Source organism: Vibrio sp. Y20_XG_PY13, assembly GCF_024181925.1.
GTDB classification, from domain to species: domain Bacteria; phylum Pseudomonadota; class Gammaproteobacteria; order Enterobacterales; family Vibrionaceae; genus Vibrio; species Vibrio parahaemolyticus.
Window position 1 is genome coordinate 21,257 of record NZ_JAMZAL010000007.1, and the last position, 21,412, is coordinate 42,668.

General features: G+C 44.9%; 17 protein-coding genes and 1 tRNA gene. 6 read left to right on the forward strand and 12 right to left on the reverse strand.

Going from position 1 to position 21,412, the window contains the following annotated elements; all coding sequences use genetic code 11:
- Positions 1-71 precede the first annotated feature (71 nt).
- The 4 genes from NL646_RS16460 to chiP all read right to left on the reverse strand — a co-directional run bounded on the left by NL646_RS16460 (position 72) and on the right by chiP (position 5,093).
- Entirely contained in the window at positions 72-1,013 is a 942-nt protein-coding gene (locus NL646_RS16460) for an OmpA family protein (protein ID WP_253664457.1), read from the reverse strand.
- 636 nt (positions 1,014-1,649) lie between these two features.
- The gene (gene gltX / locus NL646_RS16465; protein ID WP_005482241.1) at positions 1,650-3,074 is read right to left on the reverse strand and encodes a glutamate--tRNA ligase; all 1,425 of its coding nucleotides are present in this window, start codon (positions 3,072-3,074) and stop codon (positions 1,650-1,652) included.
- 178 nt (positions 3,075-3,252) lie between these two features.
- A complete protein-coding gene (locus NL646_RS16470) occupies positions 3,253-3,849 on the reverse strand; it encodes a DUF2057 domain-containing protein (protein WP_005453993.1) in 597 nt (198 codons plus the stop codon).
- Positions 3,850-3,971: 122 nt separating this feature from the next.
- Entirely contained in the window at positions 3,972-5,093 is a 1,122-nt protein-coding gene (chiP, locus tag NL646_RS16475; RefSeq protein ID WP_005454008.1) for a chitoporin, read from the reverse strand.
- A 475-nt stretch (positions 5,094-5,568) separates the two neighbouring features.
- Between chiP and NL646_RS16480 the strand changes: the two genes are divergently transcribed.
- Positions 5,569-8,304, forward strand: coding sequence for a heavy metal translocating P-type ATPase (locus tag NL646_RS16480; protein ID WP_253664458.1), 2,736 nt, complete (start codon positions 5,569-5,571; stop codon positions 8,302-8,304).
- A gap of 21 nt (positions 8,305-8,325) precedes the next feature.
- Positions 8,326-8,775, forward strand: coding sequence for a DUF411 domain-containing protein (locus NL646_RS16485; RefSeq protein WP_005454003.1), 450 nt, complete (start codon positions 8,326-8,328; stop codon positions 8,773-8,775).
- Positions 8,776-8,839: 64 nt separating this feature from the next.
- On the opposite strand, the gene NL646_RS16490 is transcribed toward NL646_RS16485, so the two are convergent.
- Complete coding sequence (locus NL646_RS16490; RefSeq protein ID WP_005453980.1) at positions 8,840-9,532, reverse strand: oligogalacturonate-specific porin KdgM family protein; 693 nt, start codon at positions 9,530-9,532, stop codon at positions 8,840-8,842.
- Between the two features lie 436 nt (positions 9,533-9,968).
- Entirely contained in the window at positions 9,969-12,620 is a 2,652-nt protein-coding gene (locus NL646_RS16495) for a beta-N-acetylhexosaminidase (protein WP_253664459.1), read from the reverse strand.
- A 560-nt stretch (positions 12,621-13,180) separates the two neighbouring features.
- Here NL646_RS16495 and NL646_RS16500 point away from each other — a divergent pair.
- Positions 13,181-14,053, forward strand: coding sequence for a TraB/GumN family protein (locus NL646_RS16500; protein ID WP_253664460.1), 873 nt, complete (start codon positions 13,181-13,183; stop codon positions 14,051-14,053).
- 305 nt (positions 14,054-14,358) lie between these two features.
- On the opposite strand, the gene NL646_RS16505 is transcribed toward NL646_RS16500, so the two are convergent.
- Positions 14,359-14,435 (reverse strand) — tRNA-Pro (locus NL646_RS16505).
- Between the two features lie 259 nt (positions 14,436-14,694).
- Here NL646_RS16505 and NL646_RS16510 point away from each other — a divergent pair.
- The 3 genes from NL646_RS16510 (at position 14,695) to rluF (ending at position 16,763) form a co-directional block, all read left to right on the forward strand.
- Positions 14,695-14,835, forward strand: coding sequence for a DUF3149 domain-containing protein (locus tag NL646_RS16510; RefSeq protein ID WP_005489851.1), 141 nt, complete (start codon positions 14,695-14,697; stop codon positions 14,833-14,835).
- Positions 14,836-14,966: 131 nt separating this feature from the next.
- The gene (gene smrA, locus NL646_RS16515) at positions 14,967-15,548 is read left to right on the forward strand and encodes a DNA endonuclease SmrA (RefSeq protein ID WP_253664461.1); all 582 of its coding nucleotides are present in this window, start codon (positions 14,967-14,969) and stop codon (positions 15,546-15,548) included.
- A gap of 99 nt (positions 15,549-15,647) precedes the next feature.
- Positions 15,648-16,763, forward strand: coding sequence for a 23S rRNA pseudouridine(2604) synthase RluF (gene rluF / locus NL646_RS16520; protein ID WP_005496155.1), 1,116 nt, complete (start codon positions 15,648-15,650; stop codon positions 16,761-16,763).
- Positions 16,764-16,819: 56 nt separating this feature from the next.
- Here rluF and ybaK read toward each other — a convergent pair whose 3' ends face one another.
- From ybaK to NL646_RS16545, 5 genes are all read right to left on the reverse strand, one after another.
- Positions 16,820-17,293 carry a Cys-tRNA(Pro) deacylase gene (gene ybaK, locus NL646_RS16525; protein ID WP_005481362.1) on the reverse strand — a complete coding sequence of 158 codons (474 nt, stop codon included), beginning with the start codon at positions 17,291-17,293 and terminating at the stop codon, positions 16,820-16,822.
- A gap of 108 nt (positions 17,294-17,401) precedes the next feature.
- Positions 17,402-19,084: a bifunctional UDP-sugar hydrolase/5'-nucleotidase UshA gene (gene ushA, locus NL646_RS16530; RefSeq protein ID WP_253664462.1), complete on the reverse strand. Its 1,683-nt coding sequence runs from the start codon at positions 19,082-19,084 to the stop codon at positions 17,402-17,404.
- Positions 19,085-19,307: 223 nt separating this feature from the next.
- Positions 19,308-20,159 carry a 3-deoxy-8-phosphooctulonate synthase gene (gene kdsA, locus NL646_RS16535; protein ID WP_005457350.1) on the reverse strand — a complete coding sequence of 284 codons (852 nt, stop codon included), beginning with the start codon at positions 20,157-20,159 and terminating at the stop codon, positions 19,308-19,310.
- Between the two features lie 54 nt (positions 20,160-20,213).
- On the reverse strand, positions 20,214-21,023 hold the full coding sequence (locus tag NL646_RS16540) for a SirB1 family protein (RefSeq protein WP_005481357.1): 810 nt from the start codon (positions 21,021-21,023) through the stop codon (positions 20,214-20,216).
- Positions 21,024-21,028: 5 nt separating this feature from the next.
- Positions 21,029-21,412, reverse strand: a complete 384-nt coding sequence (locus NL646_RS16545) for a SirB2 family protein (protein WP_005468486.1) — start codon at positions 21,410-21,412, stop codon at positions 21,029-21,031.

A 21,412-nucleotide genomic window follows, 5' to 3' on the forward strand; every position in this document is an offset into this window, starting at 1 on the left:
AAAAAAGCCCCGAAGAGCGAACTCTTCGGGGCATTCAGCTTTAGGCTGCTATTCTACGGTCGGATAGGAGCTTATTGCTGAACTTGGTATTCGAACTCAGGTACAACGATTTCTACACGACGGTTTTGTTGACGACCTTCACGAGTATCGTTTGATGCGATTGGGTTGTTTTCACCTTCACCGCGAGCTTGGATGCGTGATGCATCGATGCCTTTTTCAACTAGCGCGTTTGCTACAGACTCAGCACGTTTCTCAGAAACTTTTTGGTTGTATGCTGCAGCGCCTGAAGTATCTGTGTAACCAACTACTTCAACCTTCGCTTGTGGGTGCTCGTTTAGGAAAGCAACTAGGTTGTCTAGTTTAGAAGCGCTTTCTGGTTTAAGTGTTGTGCTGTTTAGGTCAAAGCTACCAGTACCGATAGTTTGAGTTTCGAAAGTTTTAGTAACCACTACTGGCTCAACAACTTCTTCTACAACTACTTCTTCAACTACTACTGGCTCATCGTTGCCGCCGAATTTGAAAGAAACACCTAGAGTTGCAGAGTTACCAGCTGCTTTGCTTACGTTGTTGCTAATGTCAGTAATTGTTTGGTATTCCGCACGTGCTGTAACGTTTTGGCTTAGGTTGAATTCAACACCAGCTGCGCCTAGGTAAGAGTAATCATCTTTACCGTCGAACATTACGTAAGCACCACCAACTTTACCGTAAAGTGCGATGTCTTGAGTGATTGGTAGGCTGAATTTAGGAGCAAGAGTGATTGCTTCTACGTGGCCACCGAAAGAAGTTTGATCGAAATCACCAACGTTGTCGAAACCAGCTTCTAGTGCAATGTAGTCATTGAATTCGTAACCAACGAAAGCACCAAGAGTTGAGCCATCTTTGTCACAAGATTGACCTGCTACACAAGCATCTTCCAACCAAGATTTACCCATTTTACCGCCCACGTATACTTCTGCTTGAGCTGCTGAAGCCATAAGTAAAGACGCTGAAATTACCGCTGCTAGTTTTTTCATTATTGATTCCTCTAAAGAAGTACTTTTTTTAATTCGATGACGAAATGCGCCGCCTAATAACACTGACGTTGTATTTCAATTCTTTTTATTCATTCCTTGAGTGGATACCGAAGCAACTTCCGCTTTATGCACATGCAAAAAATTTATGGAAAGTCACTTGGGTATATTTCCAGTGCAGTGATGCATATCGTTATCGAGTTCTCACTGACGGGTTGAACTATAACGCTAAGAAATCACGAGACAAATCCCAAAACTGTCAATTTCGTGTCATCAAAAAGTTCTACATTATGTGATCTTTAGCACTCAAAGACCCACCCCACCAACTACGCAAACGTTTGCGTCACTTTTTAAAACCAGATAGCTAAAGCAAGTTTATTTCTCAACATTGAGACAATAATTAGGGAGCTTTAGGATTTATAAATATAAATCAGAGAGATATTTTGAATGCGAACGGTTAATTTTTATTCATATTAGGCATGTATGGATTACAAAAACTTATCCATTTTTGAACAACTAAAAAGCAAAACGAGCAGTTTATATCCTTAGCAAAATTAAGCTTTATAGTGCTGTGAACCTTCAGATACAAAAAAGCCGCGACAAATATCGCGGCTTAGAATGACTATTTATTCAGTCTAATTATGCGTTTGCTTCACGCTCAGCAATGAACTCTAGCGCCATTTTGATGCGAGCAACACAACGTTCTTTACCGATCAACGCCATTACAGCATCAACAGAAGGTGATTGACCGCCGCCTGTCACTGCAACACGAAGTGGCATACCGATTTTACCCATGCCAATTTCAAGCTCTGCACATACGTCAGCGATCATTTGGTGTAGGTTTTCTGTCGTCCACTCTGTGATCGCTTCCACTTTCGCAAGTGCTACTTCTAGAGGTTCTTTCGCTACGCCACGTAGGTGCTTCTTCGCTGCGCCCGCTTCAAACTCAGAGAAATCTTCGTAGAAGTAACGAATTTGCTCAGCAAGCTCAACAAGAGTATGACAACGCTCACCGACTAGCTTGATCACGTCAGTGATCGCAGGGCCGTTTGTTACGTCCAGTTTTTGCTGATCTAGATGCCATTGTAGATGCTCTGCAACGTACGCAGGATCTGAGTTCTTGATGTAGTGGTTGTTCAACCATTGCAGTTTATCCGTGTTGAAAGCAGACGCTGACTTAGATACTGCGTTTAGGCTGAACAAGTTGATCATCTCTTCTTGAGAGAAGATTTCTTGGTCGCCATGAGACCAACCTAGACGCACTAAGTAGTTGTTTAGTGCCGCAGGCAGGTAACCCATATCACGGTATTGCATTACTGATACTGCACCATGACGCTTAGACAGTTTCGCACCGTCATCACCTAAGATCATTGCACAGTGTGCAAACGTTGGTACTGGCGCACCCAATGCTTCGTAGATGTTGATTTGACGAGGCGTGTTGTTGATGTGGTCTTCGCCACGAACGACGTGAGTGATACCCATGTCCCAGTCATCCACTACTACACAGAAGTTGTAAGTAGGTGAACCGTCAGTACGACGAATGATTAGGTCATCCATTTGATCGTTGCGGATTTCGATACGGCCACGAATTTGGTCTTCGAATACTACGCTACCCTCTTTTGGGTTACGGAAACGGATAACACATGGGTCACCGTCTTTTGCCGCTTCGTTTGCCGCTTTGATTTTTGGATGGTTTGCATCGTAACGAGGCATTTCTTTGTTTGCTTCTTGCTCTGCACGGATTTCATCTAGCAGCTCTTTAGACGCGTAACACTTGTACGCTTTGTCTTCAGCAAGAAGCTTATCAACCATTTCGTTGTAACGATCAAAACGTTGAGTTTGGTAGTAAGGACCTTCATCCCACTCCAAGCCTAGCCATTCCATGCCTTCTAGAATCGCATCAACGGCTTCCTGAGAGTTACGTTCAAGGTCTGTATCTTCGATACGTAGAACGAATTCGCCACCTTGGTTTTTAGCGTATAGCCAAGAGTAAAGTGCAGTACGCGCACCACCAACGTGTAGATAGCCAGTTGGGCTAGGAGCAAAACGAGTTTTAACCGTCATTTGAGTTCCTTAGGGGTAATGAGCAACGAGAGGGCTCTCGTTGTGATGTCAAGGATAAAAGTGGCGACATTTTACCACCGTAAGTCAATTCTACAATCGGTTTGACACCAGAAATACAAACAGGGCAGCACCAATATAGGTACTGCCCTCTTATTTATTGTTTAAGCGCGAGACGAAGTTACTTCAGGTTACGCATCGCCCATTGCATGAACTCTTGTTGCTCTTCACGGCTGAGTTCATTGAACGACTCTTTCAATGTTTTCGTCACCGCCGGAGATTGCGCGATGCTGCTCTTAGTCGCTTGTTTGTTCATTGCGTTGTTGTAGTCGGCCACTTCTCGCTCGTAATCACGAAAACCTTGCAAACCACCTTTACGGAGCTGAACCATAGAGAAATCCACTTCTTTTCCGTTTTTATCCTTTAGTACCACTTTCGGATCGAGTTCGAAGGCTTTCGCTTCTTCAATGGTTCGGAAGGTTTTGTAAGTCAGAGAAAGTTCAGCATCTTTTTCTGCATCAAACTCTAATAAAAGAGGCTGCGAATCAAACTTACGGCGCTTTCCATCTTCAAACACAATTTGACCAACAGTCACCGCTAACTGGTTTTCACCGTCTTTTAGCTCGATACTGTTGTTGTCAGAGATCCACTCAGGGTAAACGAACTCACCATTAATAACGCGAGGCACTAATTCCTTTTGCAGAGTCAACTGAGCAGCGAAGGCAGGCGCAGAAAGGATTGCGCAAATTCCAAGAAGTGTCGTTGTTTTTTTCATCATGGTTTCTCACTTTATACCAATTTAGATAAGCCACTGAAACTTACAGGCCAGTCATTTCAATGGCTTATATGAATAAGTATCAAGACAAAAAGGGCGTTTCCGCCCTTTAAGCTGCTTCTTTATTAGAAGTAGTATTCAACACCTACAGAGAACTCATCGTAGTCAGCTGACTTCCAACGCGCTTCTGCTGGTTTATCTAGTTGAGACGCACCGTCACCGAAGTCTAGAGTACGAGCACGTACGTAAAGCACTGCAGATGGGTCTACGAAGTACATAACTTGTGCAGATAGTACATCGTCTGCTGTATCGTTAATTGTCTTACCGTCACGTTCTAGGTCGAAGTTCGCTGCGTAACCTAGCTTGTACTGCCAGTCACCTGTTGTGTACATCAGACCTGCAGACATTGCATCTTGCTTCTCGTTCACGCCGTTGCTTGCGTCCGCTTCCATGTATTTGTATTGAGCGAAGAACGAAATACCGTTATCAAACCAACCTTGAACACCAACTAGGTACGTGTTGTTTTCCCAAGTTTGACCTTCAGATTCAATGTTACGGTTACCTTCGTAAGCAGCATCCAATTGTAGTGGACCTAACTTGTAGTGAGCCGCGATGCCGCCCCAGTAATCATCACCAGCACCTAGACCCGCTTTATCACCAGCGCCCGCTGCGATATCTAGAGAGAACTTGTCTGCGTACATTGGAGAGTCCCAACGAATGGTGTTTGATTGACGGTCTTGGTACTTAGCACCACCGATTGCACCACCCCAGTCGTAAACATCGCCTAGACCTGGGTTAGATGCTGGCCAGTCAACCAACTCGTACATAGGTGTCAAAACACGACCTAGACGAACTTGACCCCAAGAAGCACTTTCAAAACCGACGAATGTGTCACGCTCACCAAGACCAGCACCCTCGCCACCAAAGCTAGGGTCTACGTAACCACCTTCGATTTGCCAAATAAAGGTAGGACCGAAGTTAGCAAATTGTTTTTTACCACGGAAACCGATACGAGATTCGTTGTTTAGCTGCATGCCGCCTAGGTCGTCATCCGTTGCTTTGCTGCCAGAATCGTAATCGCGGTACGCGGCCTGCATCGCGATGATCCCGTAAACTTCATAAGAGAAAGAATCTTTTGTTAGGTACTCTTTCGCAGCATCGCTGTTTGCGCCATCAGCAAGAGCTGCACCACTGAACATCATGCCTGTGATTGCCGTAGCAAGTAGGCTTTTCTTTAGGTAAGACATTTTTAACCCCTATATTTTTAGTTTTTTCCATTTTCAAATTCGCTAACTAGGACATTGCAGGAACTTGAAACAATGTTTGGACGGGGCAAATATGACAAACTTTTTTCGCAGTAAAAAACTTTCCCAGCAGCAATCTGAGCAAGTTCAAAATGAGAAGATCAAAAACAATATCAATCCTTATTTTTCAATTGCTTATATAGATAAATAAAAACATAAAAACGTCAAAAATGAGTTTTTACGCTGTTCTGACATAAGAAAAGCTTCAAATTCGTGAGCGACTTCATTCATGTTTTAGGAGTTTTAACGGAACTTTATATTCAGAGAGAAAAAACCTTGAGATCACTCGCAACACAACAGAGGAAGAAACGGAGCTTTACTGACAGTTTTGACGAAATTGTTTCGCCAATGAAATGCTTGACCTTCCCCTTGATGTAAGGTTTAAGCTCTCTACATCGCTATTGTTCAGGACAAGTTTATGAACAAGTTCGTTGTACCGTTAACGGGGCTCAACTGCATGGGTTGTGCAAGGAAAGTAGAGAAAGCGTTACACGCTAATCACGATGTTGAAATCATCAATTTGTCTCCGACCTCTGTAGAATTAAAGACGGATGCGTCTTTATCTGACGTAGTCGCCTCAATTGAATCCCTTGGTTACCAGGCTGGCACCCATTATGAGCTCCAACTATCGGGGCTAAGCTGCGGTGGCTGCGTGAAAAAACTCTCTTCTTTATTAGAGTCCAATCAAGATGTTGTCTCTTTCGAAGCTTCGACAACGCACTTACGCATTCATACTCTGCTGACACAAAAGCAAGTCATCGATTTGGTGGCAAGCTTAGGCTATAGCGCAAGTTCCGAAGTGATCACAGAAGCAAATACAGAAACAAATGTATCAGCTCCGCAAAAGGCAGAAACGCTAGCTCAAGTTGAGCAGCAACATCACGGTGAGCCTGAAGTTAAAATTGAAGAGCTACCACCAGCAGGCGCGACACAATTACAAATGCTGATTCAAGGGATGACGTGTGCCAGCTGTGTTGCCTCTGTTGAAAAAGCGCTGACTCAAGTCCAAGGCGTTGAAAAAGCGCAAGTCAACCTGGCTGAGCAAAGTGCGTTGGTCTTTGTCGATAACGATTCTGACGACTTGCACGCCGATATTTTAGAATCGGTTAAACAAGCCGGGTATCAGGGTGAAATTCTACAAGACGCCGCAACCCAGCAAGAAAAACAAGCGCAGCAACAACGTCAGCAGCAAAAACGCTTCAAACTGGATGCTATTGCTGGCCTTGTCGTCGGTGCCCCTTTAATGATTTGGGGCGTTGCTGGCGGCAATATGATGATTCGCAACACCAACGACCAATTGGCTTGGGGCGCGATCGGTATCGTATGTTTGCTCCTTCTTGCCACGGCGGGTAAACACTTCTTCAGTAACGCTTGGTTAGCAGCCACTCACAAACGCGCCACAATGGATACCTTGGTTGCACTCGGTACGGGTGCGGCATGGTTTTACTCTATGTTGGTAGTGATTTTTCCTGACTGGTTCCCAATGGCTTCTCGTCATGTCTATTTTGAAGCCAGCGCGATGATCATTGGTTTGATTTCACTTGGTCACTATATAGAAGCTAAAGCTAAGGCGAACACAACGCGTTCCTTACAAGCGTTGATTAACTTACAACCTCAGCAAGCTACGGTAATCACGGAACAAGGCGACCAACAAATAACGGTTGAGCAAATCACGTTAGGCATGAAACTGCGTATCAAACCAGGCGAGAAAGTGCCTGTTGATGGCGTTGTGATTCAAGGTGAATCGTACATTGATGAATCTATGCTCACTGGTGAACCTGTTCCTGTATTAAAAGCGCAAGAGGCTCAAGTCTCCGCAGGTACTTTGAACACAGATGGAGCCTTAATCATTGAGGCAACGGGCATTGGCGCAAATACCATGCTGGCTCGTATCATCCGCATGGTGCGCACAGCGCAAAGCAGTAAGCCTGCCATCGCGAAATTGGCAGACCAGATTTCATCGGTGTTTGTCCCTGTCGTTGTTGGTATAGCAATACTGGCCGCGATCGTTTGGTTTGCCGTTGGCCCAGAGCCAAAAGCGAGTTATATGCTTGTGGTCACCACAACGGTACTGATCATCGCCTGCCCTTGCGCTCTAGGCTTAGCAACCCCACTTTCTGTCACGGTGGGAGTGGGTAAAGCCGCAGAACTCGGCATTTTGATCAAAGACGCCGATGCCCTGCAATTGGCAAGCAAAGTCGACACGGTTGTATTCGACAAAACGGGCACACTTACCCAAGGAAAACCGAGCGTTCAGCAAGTGTTTACTCACACCACCAGCCAAGAAGAACTATTGGCTTTAGCGTATGCGGCAGAGCGTCAGTCTGAGCACCCACTGGCAAAAGCGGTGTGTGATTATGCCAAACAACACAACGCAAAAGACGTCTTATTAGACAAGTTTGAGAACGTTCGCGGACGCGGCATTTTGGCGACGTATCAAGATAAACCGCTGCTTATTGGTTCGCTACAGTTCATGCAAACAGAAAACGTTGAGACCAGCGCATTAAAACCTGCCATCGATGAATGCGCAAAAAATGCGTGGACTCCGGTAGCTGTGGCATTGAACGGCGAACTGATCGGTCTGATTGCCATTGCCGACCCAATCAAATCAGATGCGAAACAAGCGCTCTCTGCATTAAAATCGCAAGGCATCAAAACGGTAATGCTGACGGGTGATAACCAACACGTTGCCAATGCTATCGGCCAAGAACTTGGTATTGATGAAGTGATCGCCCAAGTAATGCCAGATGAAAAAGCTCAGCACATTGAGCAACTTCAATCTCAAGGACATGTCGTGGCAATGGTGGGGGATGGCATTAACGACGCCCCTGCTCTCGCGTTAGCCAACCTTGGTATTGCCATGGGTAGCGGCAGTGATGTCGCCATTGAAAGTTCGCAAATGACCATCCTGAACACGTCACCAATGGCGGTAGTACATGCGATTGAACTGTCTCGCGCTACACTTAAAAATATGAAGCAAAACCTATTTGGTGCCTTTGTTTACAACTCGTTGGGTATTCCAGTTGCCGCTGGCGTGCTTTACCCAGCGTTTGGATTTTTGCTCAGTCCTGTTGTCGCAGGAGCGGCAATGGCACTGTCTTCAATTACTGTCGTTAGTAATGCAAATCGACTACGACTGTTTTCAGTAAAATAACCACTTCTTTTTGAGGGTATTATGAAGTTGAAACTATTGACCTTTGCAATGCTTGCGACCGTGTCCGCCAACGTATTGGCAGCCGATGTCATTAACCACAAATCGCCATACTGTGGCTGTTGTGGAGAATGGACAAAACACATGGAAGAGAACGGCTTTACGGTCGAAGAAAAATTGCACGATGACATGAACGCCATCAAACGCGATCTAGGCATCAAGAACGAACAGCTTTACTCTTGCCACACGGCAGAGATCAACGGCTATGTATTCGAAGGTCACATTCCAGCCGAAGACATTAAAGCATTCTTAGAAAATCCACCACGTAACGCGAAAGGTTTAACTGTACCAGGTATGCCAATGGGCTCTCCGGGTATGGAATATGGCGACAAAAAAGACAGCTACACGGTCTACGCCTTTAACGAAAAAGGCCAAGTTTTCGAATACCGCCGCCACGAAGGTAACGACAAGTAATAAGAAAGCCCAGCAAACCAATTGCTGGGCTTTTTCTTAATGGACAGTTAAGACAAATATAAAATTAGAAGCCGTAAGAAGCACCAAATACAAAAGCGTTATTCACTAGGCTGTCACCACTCGCGTTTTCTGCGCCATGAGCTTGAGAGCGTAATTCAAAGTAAGGCTGAACACCTTTACGCGTCCATGTCGCACGGAACTCGTGATCCATAGTTTCTGCTTCAATCATGTAAACGTTGTTGTAGCTCAGCGTCACATCTTCATTCATCACGTAACCGATGCGGTTATCCATGCGGTAATCTGTATCCGCATCTGCGTCTGTAGCGTCGATGTGAGCACGAGTACGGTTACTTAATGAGATGCCGTTATCGAAGTTGTAGCCGATCTTAACCAGTGGACGATATTGCACGTTCTCACCGGCAGAAAACAGGTGTTGGTAACCCGCCGCAACCCATAGATGATCGGTAATGTTGAATGACTGCTCACCACCCACGGTAATTGCAGGAGTCGTATTGCCTGCACCGCCATTTTCAGTTTCCAACTTACCCAGTTGAATACCATCAAACTCAGTGTAAACCGTAAAGCCACCAAATTGGTTATCAAAAGTATGACCAGCTTCAAGGGTAGACGTCACGTCAGAGCCATGAATTCGACCATCATCGTGGAATTGAACGTTACCCGTTACGTAAGAAGAACCAGCAAAAGCGCTAGAAGCGAAAGCGAGTGAAAGAGCACTCAGTGCAAAGATGTTTTTCATAATTACTGCCTTTAATTATTCACGTTATGCGATGGTTCCATGGGCTTCTTTTCCCGATCATCGCAAGCCTTGGAATGTGCCTCCGTGGCGGTGGCCATACTGAAATAATTAATTCGCAATGGAAAATAAATCCGTTTAAAAAGTGATCTCGTTCAAACCCGACTCTATATCCACAATAAAAACACTGGTAATTACAGACACTTGCGTTGATTTATAAAAATTCGTCAAAAAAATAAAATGTGATCATCAACAACTAACGATTTAATAAATGGCGAAATAACCTGACTCAGTTCACATTTAATTTCTATCTTTAACACCAAAACTTATTTATCAATGCAAAACATTAAGACTTCGATCACACTTAATTTCCCTTAAAAATAAAGAAAGCCTCAACATGCGTTGAGGCTTTGCCAAAAATTAACTTACAAGAATCGTATTATTTTACGCTAGTCACACGACTTGTTTTCTCACCTGTTGCCGATACAGATCGGATGAACACTTCACCTTTCACATTTGGACGAGCATTGTCTGCGTAATTCAGCCAGTTTTTGCCGTCTAGAGAGTATTGAAGCTTCACGCCAGGAAACTGAACGTTCATTGCTAGCTTGCCATCTTCTACTTTCGCACCTGGTACTGGTAGGCGGTAGTCGATACCAGATTTCTCTAACTTAGCTAACTCACGTTGACCAAGTACGTTCGCAAAGCGGTTGTAGTCTTGATTTAGCGCGGCTTTGTTTACTAGGTTCGAGTTTTGCGAGTATTCAACACCCACTTTGTAGTCGTTTTCCCACTCAGCACGGTGCCATGCACGCTCTGCTGCAGCAAGTACGCGTGGGAATACCATGTACTCGAACTGTTCATCGTTACGTACGGTTTCAGACCAAAGCTGTGCAGATAGACCGTAGAAAGGTTTCGCTGCGATTTCACCTTTACCAGTAAAGCCATTGCCATCGCGGTCAACTGAGGTTTCCGCGTTCTGAGGCATGTTCTCTGGCGCAAAACCGAACATCTTACGAGTATCTGTTGCTCGTGTTGCCCAGTAGTAGCCACGCTCTTTCGGGTCTACTTCGTATGGCATATCCATGTACACGTAATCAGGGTTAGAAACGATCACGTCGTAACCTTTCTTAGACCACTCGTACACTGATGAAGTACCGCCCCAGTACAGAACGTCCCAGAAGTTAACGCGTGTGTTTTCGGTTGCAAATGCCTTCTCACCTTCGCTGTACTTAAGGCCATCTTGCCAAGCTTGGAAGTTTGGAATGCCTTTCTCAGCCACAATCTTCGACACTTCTTCTGCGAAGTGGCTTGGTAGATGAGCAAAGTCGCTTACCGTACCGTCTGCAATTAGCGTCTGACATTGTGGAGACTGTGCGAATGGCTTGTCTTGTTTAGACAGGTCAATCGTACCTTTCCAGCTTACTTTGTCTTCAGCGTTCACATCTTGGAAACCAGCGCCTAGCTTAATGTTCTTCGCTTCGTCACCACCAAAGTGCCATGTTGTTAGCGGTGCGCCCGCTTCTTGGTGCATTGCTGCGACTTCTGAAATCACTTTATCTACGAAGCGAGTGGAAGATTCCATACATGGGTTGATAAAGCTCTGCTTGTTGTAGAACTGAACCGTTGTTACGTTCGATGTATCTTGAGGATCCATCAGACGGTACTCGTTCGCTTCCGCTTCTTTACCTTCTTCGATTAGGCGGTTGTAACGTGCTTCCATTGAGATAACTGCTGCTCGAGCATGTGCTGGCATATCAATTTCAGGAATTACTTCGATGTTACGTGCTTTCGCATACTTCAAGATTTCCACGTAATCTGCTTTGCTGAAGTAACCTGAACCGAAGTTGTCAGAAGTTGAGCCAGAACCTAGTTGTGGCAACAAGCAACTTTTTTCTTCAAGGTCAAAACAGCGGTTAGAACCTACTTCAGTCAGCTCTGGCAGACCCGGAATTTCAAGACGCCAACCCTCATCATCCGTTAGGTGAAGGTGCAGTTTGTTCATCTTGTACGCCGCCATTTGGTCTAGCGTTGCAAGGATGGCATCTTTAGAGTGGAAGTTACGAGCCACATCCACCATCACGCCACGGTAGTCAAAACGTGGTGCGTCTTGGATGGACAGTTGTGGTAGAGAATCAGCATTTTGGCTATCTACCAGGCCAAAGATAGATTGTACCGCGTAGAAAGCACCCACTTTATCAAATGCTTTAATCGCGATACCGTCGCCGTTGATGCTCATTTCGTAAGCACCCGATTTTGCTAATTCACCGGTGAAGTCTGCAGGAACAACAGTGATGCTTACAGGAAGATCACCACGAACATCCACACCTACCACTTCTGCACGATCTTGAATCGCTGCGAACTGAGCCGCATCAAATACGTCTTTAGGCAGCGCAATACCTTCTGTAATATCGACTTTGCCTTTGCCCGCCTCAACGTGCATTGGCGTTGGTAACAACGTCGTGGAGACGTCTTGTTTCACTAAGTCGTCGTTCTTCTCGAAACGCGATACCGCACTGGCAAAGATGTTGTTGTCATCTGGTGTACGTTTTAGGTTATTACCCTCAAGACCAGTGACAAAAGAAGCCACATCTTCAGTATTGAGAGAAGCAATCATTTTAGGTTCAGCGTTTGGCGCTGCAACAAATGCACCCGGCATAAAGTCTGTTTCAAAAAGCTGCCAGTATTCACCGATCAGAGGCAGGACAACCTCTTCACCCGCTGCAAAACCATCAAACTTATCAGTTGGTTCAAGTTTGTGTAGATCACCCGTTACGCGAGAGATTTTAAACTGTTCATTGTCGACATCTAGGATCAAACGAATGCTGTGAAAGTAGATCGCCCAATCTTTTGAGTTAACTGCTTCGCCTTGGTTTACTAGCGTCATGTTGACCTTGTTACAAGATGCCCACTCAGCGCCCAAATCCTGACATGCCAGCCCCTCATTAGCACCATGGTTAGTGAGCACTTGATACTGGATATCAAGGTTATCAGCCAGTGAATTTACAACTTGTTGCTCAGAGCTTTGCAGAGCAGAACAACCTGCTAGTGTTGTGATAACAGAAGCAGCAATCAAACTAGGTTTCAACATCTTACTTTCCCCAAAAAGTCAGTGGTTCAAAACGACAATTACGCAATTTAAAAGCACCCAAATCTGAGGTGCTCAACAATGTCATTCAACATACAAGCAGTTATTTCTAAGCGTAAAATAAATAAAAGTAAGAAGTGATCCAGCTCAAACTCCACTCACCAAGAAAAAATATAAACACATTTATTTCATGCACTTACAACCAACGTCAAAATCGAACAACTTATTTTGACGAGTTTGTTGCGATCTAAATCACCGATTCCGATTGATTTGGTATGACTTTGTAGGATTCGGATCACATCTGATTATTTTGTGAACCATTAATAACAAACTCACCAATTTAGCTTTCGTGAAGTCAATCTCATTTTTAGCGTGTCAAAACTCGTCAATATTGTTTGAAATGACGTTTTTGTCGATTGGTTGGTCTATCCAATCGTTGCAAAAAAGAGTTTTAAAGTAAGCTCTGGTGTCTAAGCTTTATTTGGGTATAAAGTAATATCCCCTGTGAGTTGTAGATGCTGAAATCAGAGTCTCACCATAAGATTCAGCCGAGGATAAAAACTATGTTTCGCCTAATGATACTGATGTCATCTCTTATTGTTATCTTTACCTCCTTTTCGTCCTACGCTGAGCCTCAACACTGGCGAGCTAAAAAAGGCGACACGGAATACATGATTATCGGCTCCGTACATGTCGGTGATAAAAGCATGTATCCACTTCCGAAAAACATCACTAAGTTTTTGGAACAAAGCTCGGGCTTAGTTATTGAGGCCGATGTAAGAAGCTCTGAAGGTGTGGTGTACCCAGTGAGTTCGATTCTCTCTAAAGACGTACTCGACAAAACTCAACGCCAACTGTTAGTGAACATCGCCAAAGATCTAGGCATGGCAGAAGCGCAACTTCTCAATGCGCCACCTTGGACCGCAGCTCTGACCATCCAACTCGCGCTAGTCAATAAGCTTGGCTACGTATCAGACAAAGGTGTAGACATGCATCTAATTGGTTTAGCAGAGAAAAAGCACCTCCCTGTCCTCTCGTTAGAATCGGTGCAGTTTCAAATCGATCTTATTGCTGGTCAGCCAAATGGTGGGCAAGAAATGCTGCTGTCCTCGATAGACGAATACGAAGGTGGTGACAAGCTTGTACAGTGTTTGATAGAAAGCTGGAAAAGTGGTGATGGCAGTATGCTGGAAGAGGCATCTTTAACAGACAAAGCGACGGCAGATTTTAACGAAGCGTTCTTATATTCTCGCAACCGTGATTGGGCGAAAAAACTCGATACTGGCAGTGTGCTGCCTAAAAAGTCAGGTCGCTACACCGTTGTGGTTGGAAGTCTGCATCTGGTGGGGAAAGACAACCTTATCGATTTGCTCGCACAACGGGGATTTGAAATTACCTCGCTTGGTAAAACACGCAAAGCAAAGTGCAATATTTAAAACCCAGCCAAAACCATCATTACACATGCGAAAAAGGCTCTACATTTCTGTAGAGCCTTTTTCTTAATATGGTCGATGAAGAGCCATGTTCTAACTTCAGGCAAACCCTATTTAGCTCTATACCATTGACCTCTCAAATTGCTAGCGCTAGAACGACGAAAGCCTGCTCATTGAGCAGGCTTTCTAAAAATGGTCGGTGAAGAGAGATTCGACGCGGCTGGGCTCCCAGACCCCGACCCGATGTTCGAATGCAAATGCATAGAATGCAAAAAGCCGCAGCATTTCTGCTGCGGCTTCTTTGAAAATGGTCGGTGAAGAGGGATTCGAACCCCCGACCCTCTGGTCCCAAACCAGATGCGCTACCAAGCTGCGCTATTCACCGAGATCTTTAACTGGGGTCTTGTCCCCGTCAACGATGCGTATATTACGGATTCTGATCGGAGACGCAAGTGCTTTTTGCAAAAAAACGTAATGTCTTAATTCGTTTGATGAATAACTGAACACTAGCACGTAAAATGTGATTGATAACCCACAATAAAACACAGTTTATTAACCTTAGCAACATAATTGATCCAGATCAGTGTGCAAAAAAACACCGCCATTTAGTTTTATGCCTGTCGGGAATATCTTGGAGGAAACATATGGACTTTTGGCTTGATCTCCTATTTGGTAATGCAGTGGGTCTATCGTCAATGATAGTAATCTTTGGGGCATTTGGTCTGATGCTGTTTTACGGCGGTTTCTTCATCTATAAGATCATGAACGACAAATCTCCTCACTAGATCTCGCTTAGCTCTAGAAACGCTTTGCACCGGAGCCGGTTACTTGCCTGCTCCGGTTTTTTATTTGATCTTCTGCCACATCTCGTTGATATAATCCTACCTACCTATCCTGTTCTTATGAGATTGCCACTATGTCTCACAATGACGATTTTGAACTGTTTCAACAGATGATGGGCGATGTTAAGCCAATCAACCAAGACACTGCTGAACACAAAAAAGTCCACCAAGTGACTGATGCACATATTGCCAAACGCGAAGCAGCGATTTGGCTCACCGAAGATGACCCAGAATACCTTTCTCTCGATCATGCGGAAATGCTCAAACCCGATGACTTCGTCGAGTTCAAACGAGATGGTGTTCAAGATGGTGTATTTCGCAAACTTCGCCTTGGCAATTACCCTATCCAAGCCCGTTTAGACTTGCATCGTAAAACGCTGAAAGAAGCACGTGATGAAGTAGTGAAGTTCTTAAAGCAATGTATCTCAATGGATATTCGTACTGTTGTGATTGTGCACGGCCGCGGCGAACGTTCGAATCCACCAGCACTAATGAAAAGCTTCGTCAGCAGTTGGTTACAACAAATAAAAGAAGTGCAATGCGTGCACAGTGCACAACGCTTTCACGGTGGCAGTGGTGCTGTTTATGTATTGCTAAGAAAAAGCGCAGACAAGAAACTAGAAAACCGCGAACGTCATCAAAAACGGTTAGGTTAAGTTTCTCCTCGGTGCTAGAATGCCCGACCTTATTTCCCCTTCCCACTCGCGGGAAGGGTCATCAAATTCACCGCCGTTGTGAAACGTTAGGAGACCGATATGTCACAAGACAACGCGAAACGCTTAAATAAATTCATCAGCGAAACGGGCTTTTGCTCGCGTCGCGCTGCCGATAAACTGATCGAAGAAGGTCGAGTGACCATTAACGGCAAACAGCCAGAAATGGGCACCAAAGTACTACCTGGTGACGACGTTTGTGTTGATGGCAAGCCTGTCGCTTCAAAAGAAAAGCCGATTTACATCGCCCTCAACAAGCCAACAGGCATCACCTGTACGACTGAGCGTGATATCCCCGGCAATATCGTCGATTTCATCGGTCACAAAAAGCGTATTTTCCCAATTGGTCGACTCGATAAACCTTCGGATGGTTTGATCTTCTTGACTAACGATGGCGACATCGTAAATAAGATTCTGCGCGCTGGTAACAACCACGAAAAAGAATACGTGGTGCGTGTCGACAAGCCGATTACGGACGAATTCCTAAAACAGATGTCGAGCGGTGTTCGAATCCTCGATACCGTAACGCTCCCTTGTAAAGTTACGAAAGAAACCAAGTTCTCTTTCCGTATTGTTTTGACGCAAGGCCTAAACCGTCAGATCCGCCGTATGTGTGAAGCACTCGGCTACGAAGTATTTAAACTTCGCCGCGTACGCATCATGAACATCTCTCTAGATGGTATTCCAAATGGTAAATGGCGTTACCTAACCGATGACGAAGTCGCAGAAATTTTAGCAATGTGCGATGGCTCAGTTGGTACCGAGGAAGCGTCAAAGACAGATTCTCGAGGTCGTAATATTCGTAAAGCGACTGATGCGAAACTGTTTGATAGCCGTGAAGAGAACCAAGGTTCGACTGCTCGTCGCAATCAAAAAACGCGCACCTTCCGTGGTAATAATGCTGACGAGTTCCGTCATGCACCTAACTCTAAAAAAGGCCAGCAAAAGCGCCGTCAACGTGATGATGAAAACTCACGCCCTGCGAAAGAGCATTACAAAGCGAAACCTCAAGGTGAACGTGCGAAGCCACAAGGTGAGCATGGCAGACCGCAAAACAAGCCTCAAACACCGAGCAAACCGAAGCAGCATTACGTCAATCCGAATACGACAAGTAAACCGGCAAAACGCACTAGTGGCACATTAAGCCTCAAAAAATAACAATAAAGGACGCTTTCGCGTCCTTTTTCTTTGTTGGTCATTCAACCCAAACTGGCTTACAAGCATAATGGGGCAAACTGCCCTCTGGTCAAAGCAACAAGATCTTGCGGAGCAAGCTCAATTTCTAAGCCTCGTTTACCCGCGCTCACACAAATCGTCTCTTGTTCTTTTGCACTTTCATGTAGAAAGGTTGGCAACGCTTTCTTTTGTCCAAGTGGACTAATGCCGCCAACTACATAACCCGTTGTCTTTTGAGCGATGTCTGGGTCTGCCATGTCGGCTTTTTTACCCTTTGCTGCTTTGGCTGCCAATTTTAGATTCAGTTTTTGATCCACAGGAATGATGGCTACTGCCAAGTTTTTTGGCTCGCCATTAAGGCAAAACAACAGGGTTTTGAATACTTTTTTAGGATCTTGCCCCAACACTTCAGCCGCTTCTAACCCATAGCTGTCTGCTCTCGGGTCATGTTCATACTGGTGAATGGTGTGAGGAACTTTTTTCTTTTTCGCAAGATTAATGGCCGGAGTCATCAAGATTCTCCTTATAAAAATAAAAAACGCAGCCACCATCAATGGGAGCTGCGCTTTTAGTTAATGATATCAGCGAGTTTGAGTCAAACGCTTTTTCGCAATCTAACTCTATTGATTGACAACATTGTTTGTTTGGAACATCACCTCACCAGAAGGTGCGTATTCGTTAACGTCAATTGGGCTATGGCTTTCTAGATAGTCTTTCAAGACTTCTGCATCGGTAAAACCTGTGTTGACGTAGCCAGGGTGCGTATCAATTTTAGGGTAACCATCGCCACCAGAAGCGTTGTAACTTGGTACTGTGAAGCGGTAGCGACCATCTAAACGCAGTTGCTTGTTACCGATAAATACATTGGTGACTTTGTCATTTTCAATACGCATAGAGATACCCGCAAACTGCGCGTAAGCACCTGAATCAACTGGCTTGGTTGCAACAATATTTAGGTAATCCAAGACTTCTTGACCAGACATATCGACGTAAGAAACCATGTTGCCAAATGGCTGCACGGTCAGCACATCTTTGTATGTGATTTCACCAGCTTCAATAGAATCACGCACACCACCTGAGTTCATCACTGCGAAATCAGCTTTTGCACGTTCCATATGAGCCGTTGCAATTAAACGACCTAGATTCGTCTGTTGGAATCGCACGACATCACGGTCACCCTCTAGCTTACCGTTTGATTCCGCAATTTTCACATTCAGCTGGCTTTGGCCTTTTTCTTGGAAAGGACGAAGGAAGTCCAACATCGCTTTGTCTTGAGTAATTTCATCTTGAACAAACACACGTTGTGATTGACCATCCACATTGATTTTTTTCTTCAAGTTTACAGGAATAAGATCGTAGCTCACCATTGATAGTTCGCCGTTACGGAATTCGTAATCGGCACGGCCAACATATTTACCCCACTCATGCGCCTGAACAATGTAAGTACCGTTTTGTTGGTCTGGCTGACACTCATCACCCGGTTTAAAGTTCTTTTTGATAACGTTAGGACCTTCCATACAAACGGGCTCTTGTGAGTGACCACCCACAATCATGTCCAAATCGCCTTCATTGAGGTAACGCGCCAAAGCTACATCACCCGGCGCATTGATGCCACGGTTGCCATTTTCGTAGTGACCCATGTGCGTGACAGCGAAAATCAGATCCGGATTTTCTGTTTTTTTCAGTTCTGCAATCAGCTCTTTCGCTTCCGCTTTCGGGTCGCGGAAGTCTACTTGACCGATAAACTCAGGGTTCCCCAACTTCGCGGTATCTTCTGTTGTCAGACCAATAACCGCAATTTTAATGCCTTGCTTATTGAACATCGCGTAAGGTTGGAATAAGCGCTTACCCGTTTTTTTGTCGTAAATGTTGGCTGACAGCATTGGGAAGTTAGCCCAATCTTGCTGTTTGAATAGCACGTCTAGCGGATTATCAAATTCGTGATTGCCTAACGCCATCGCGTCGTAGCCAATCTTACTCATGCCTTTGAAATCTGGCTCAGCGTCTTGTAAATCGGATTCAGGAACGCCGGTATTAATATCACCACCAGACAGTAACAGCACGCTGCCTCCTTCTGCTTGAATTTCATCACGCAGATCATCGATCAACGTCTTGCGCGCGGCCATGCCGTACTCACCGTGTTTATTCTGCCAAAAACGACCGTGGTGATCGTTGGTGTGTAAGACAGTCAATTTATAAGTGGTATCTGCATTCCATTCATGAGCAGGTTGCGAAGCACATCCAGCCAGCGAGGCCAAAATAGCGGCACTCAAAGCGGTTTTGATAATCAGACGCTGATTCATTTTTTTTCCTTTTTCTTATCGGGATTACTGATGCACATTTTCAAACATTAGAGCTATTTGAAAACCACGCGCACCCTAACACATTGATTTCATAATTATGATGCATTGTTTAGCAATAACAAATTCATCAGTAACAAGTTTGAGAATTTACGGATTATCAGATAAAAAAATAGCCAACTCTAGGTTGGCTATTTTATTTTTCATCATGAACAGTAACGATTCATTACTTGATATCGATGTTTTCAAAGCTCTTAATCAAGTCATCTAGTGACTTCATTTGCGCCAAGAATGGCTCTAGTTTGTCTAGAGGCAGTGCAGATGGACCATCACAACGTGCTTGATCTGGGTTCGGGTGCGCTTCGATAAATAGACCCGCAATGCCTGTCGCTAGACCCGCTTTTGCAAGCTCAACTGTCTGCTCACGACGGCCGCCAGATGCTGCGCCTGATGGGTCACGCATTTGTAGTGAGTGTGTTACGTCAAAGATGATTGGGCTACCTTTCGACGCGTTCTTCATTACACCAAAGCCAAGCATGTCTACAACTAGGTTATCGTAACCGTGGCAAGAACCGCGCTCACATAGGATGATCTTGTCGTTACCACATTCCGCGAATTTCTCAACGATGTTACCCACTTGACCAGGGCTCATAAATTGAGGTTTCTTCACGTTGATCACTGCGCCTGTTTTCGCCATTGCTTCAACTAGGTCCGTTTGACGAGCTAGAAATGCAGGAAGCTGAATAACGTCTACCACGTCAGCGACAGGTTGAGCTTGTGCTTCTGTGTGAACGTCAGTGATGATCTTAACGCCAAAAGTGTCTTTTAGCTCTTGGAAGATTTTCATACCTTCTTCAAGGCCTGGGCCACGGTATGAATGAACAGAACTGCGGTTTGCTTTGTCGAACGACGCCTTGAATACGTAAGGAATGCCCAGTTTGTCTGTTACTTTTACGTAATGCTCACAGATCTGCATAGCAAGATCACGAGACTCAAGAACGTTCATACCTGCAAATAGGGTGAATGGCTTGTCGTTAGCAACCTGAATGTCGCCGATATTAACGATTTTCTGTTCCATTATGATTCTCTTTTTTCTGTCCACGGTATGCCACGCTTGGGCACTCCGATAAAATTAGTGAAGCGTGACGTGTTTTTCACTCATCGCATTAACTTGTGATTTTAGTAGCTCAGACGCAGGATCGTCGGGACATTGGTCAATAAAGTACTGAAAGTCAGATACCGCGACCTGATGACACTCAAGCTGTTGGAAGATAAAACCGCGATCACGAATCTCGTATGGGTCATCTGGCACAAAGGTCAACGCCAGATTAGTACAGCGCAGCGCCAGTGTGTAACGCTCTTCTCTCAGCATCGCGCTTTTAATCAACGCCAACCAGCGACCAATCACTGTCGGATTATCCGCTTCGTCAAAATGTTCTGGTTTAAGTTGCGCTAACGGTCCTTCTTGACCGATTAACCAAGCTTGAAGGATTTTCTCACCAACATACTCCCCGTTGAACGGGTTAATGTAGTCTGGTGTTTTGTGCATCCAATCCACTTTAATTAGGAACTGAGTTGGGAATGTCACACCTTTCATAGGGAAGCCAAGGCGATTGCCTAAGTACAATAAAATTGCACCTAAGCTGACCGGTATACCTTTTTTACGCTCTAGCACTTTATCGATAAAGCTGTTGTCAGAGATAAAGTACTCTTGGTCGTCACCTTTGAAGCCCCACTCATGGAAAAACAGACGTAGGAAAGAGTCGAAACGCTGCTCTTCATCTGTTTCATGGATAAGCGTTGCTTCTGCTTCTTGGTACAGACGCTCTAGCTCTTGCTTAGCCCAATGGACGTTGGTTTCTGGATTAACGGATTTATTGAGCTCTAACGCTCCTTCCACCAGCGCCATGTTGTCAAAATCTTCGTCAAAAAACTCAAGCATGACGATTACCCAAATAAAGTTGGACTCTTAGACACGGCGATGTTAGCCGCCATGACCAACCAACCGAGTGCGCCAAAGAAACCGAAAATTTGCAGCAATTTATTTTTAGCTAATTTCAGAGCGAAGAAGCCCAGAGCAATGTACGCCAACACACACGTGATCTTGTTGGTTAGCCAAGGTGCTGAGTCTGTAAATGGAATGAAGCCAGTAACAAAGATCAAAGCAACACCTGACAACAACAGCGCGGTATCAACAATGTGTGGAAAAACTTTCAGAAAACGATGGTTGCGCTTTGGAGAGTTCATCATCATTAACGCGAATCGAATCGACAACAATGTGGCACTCAGTGCGATGGTGACAAGGTGAATATGTTTTAGAGCTACGTACAT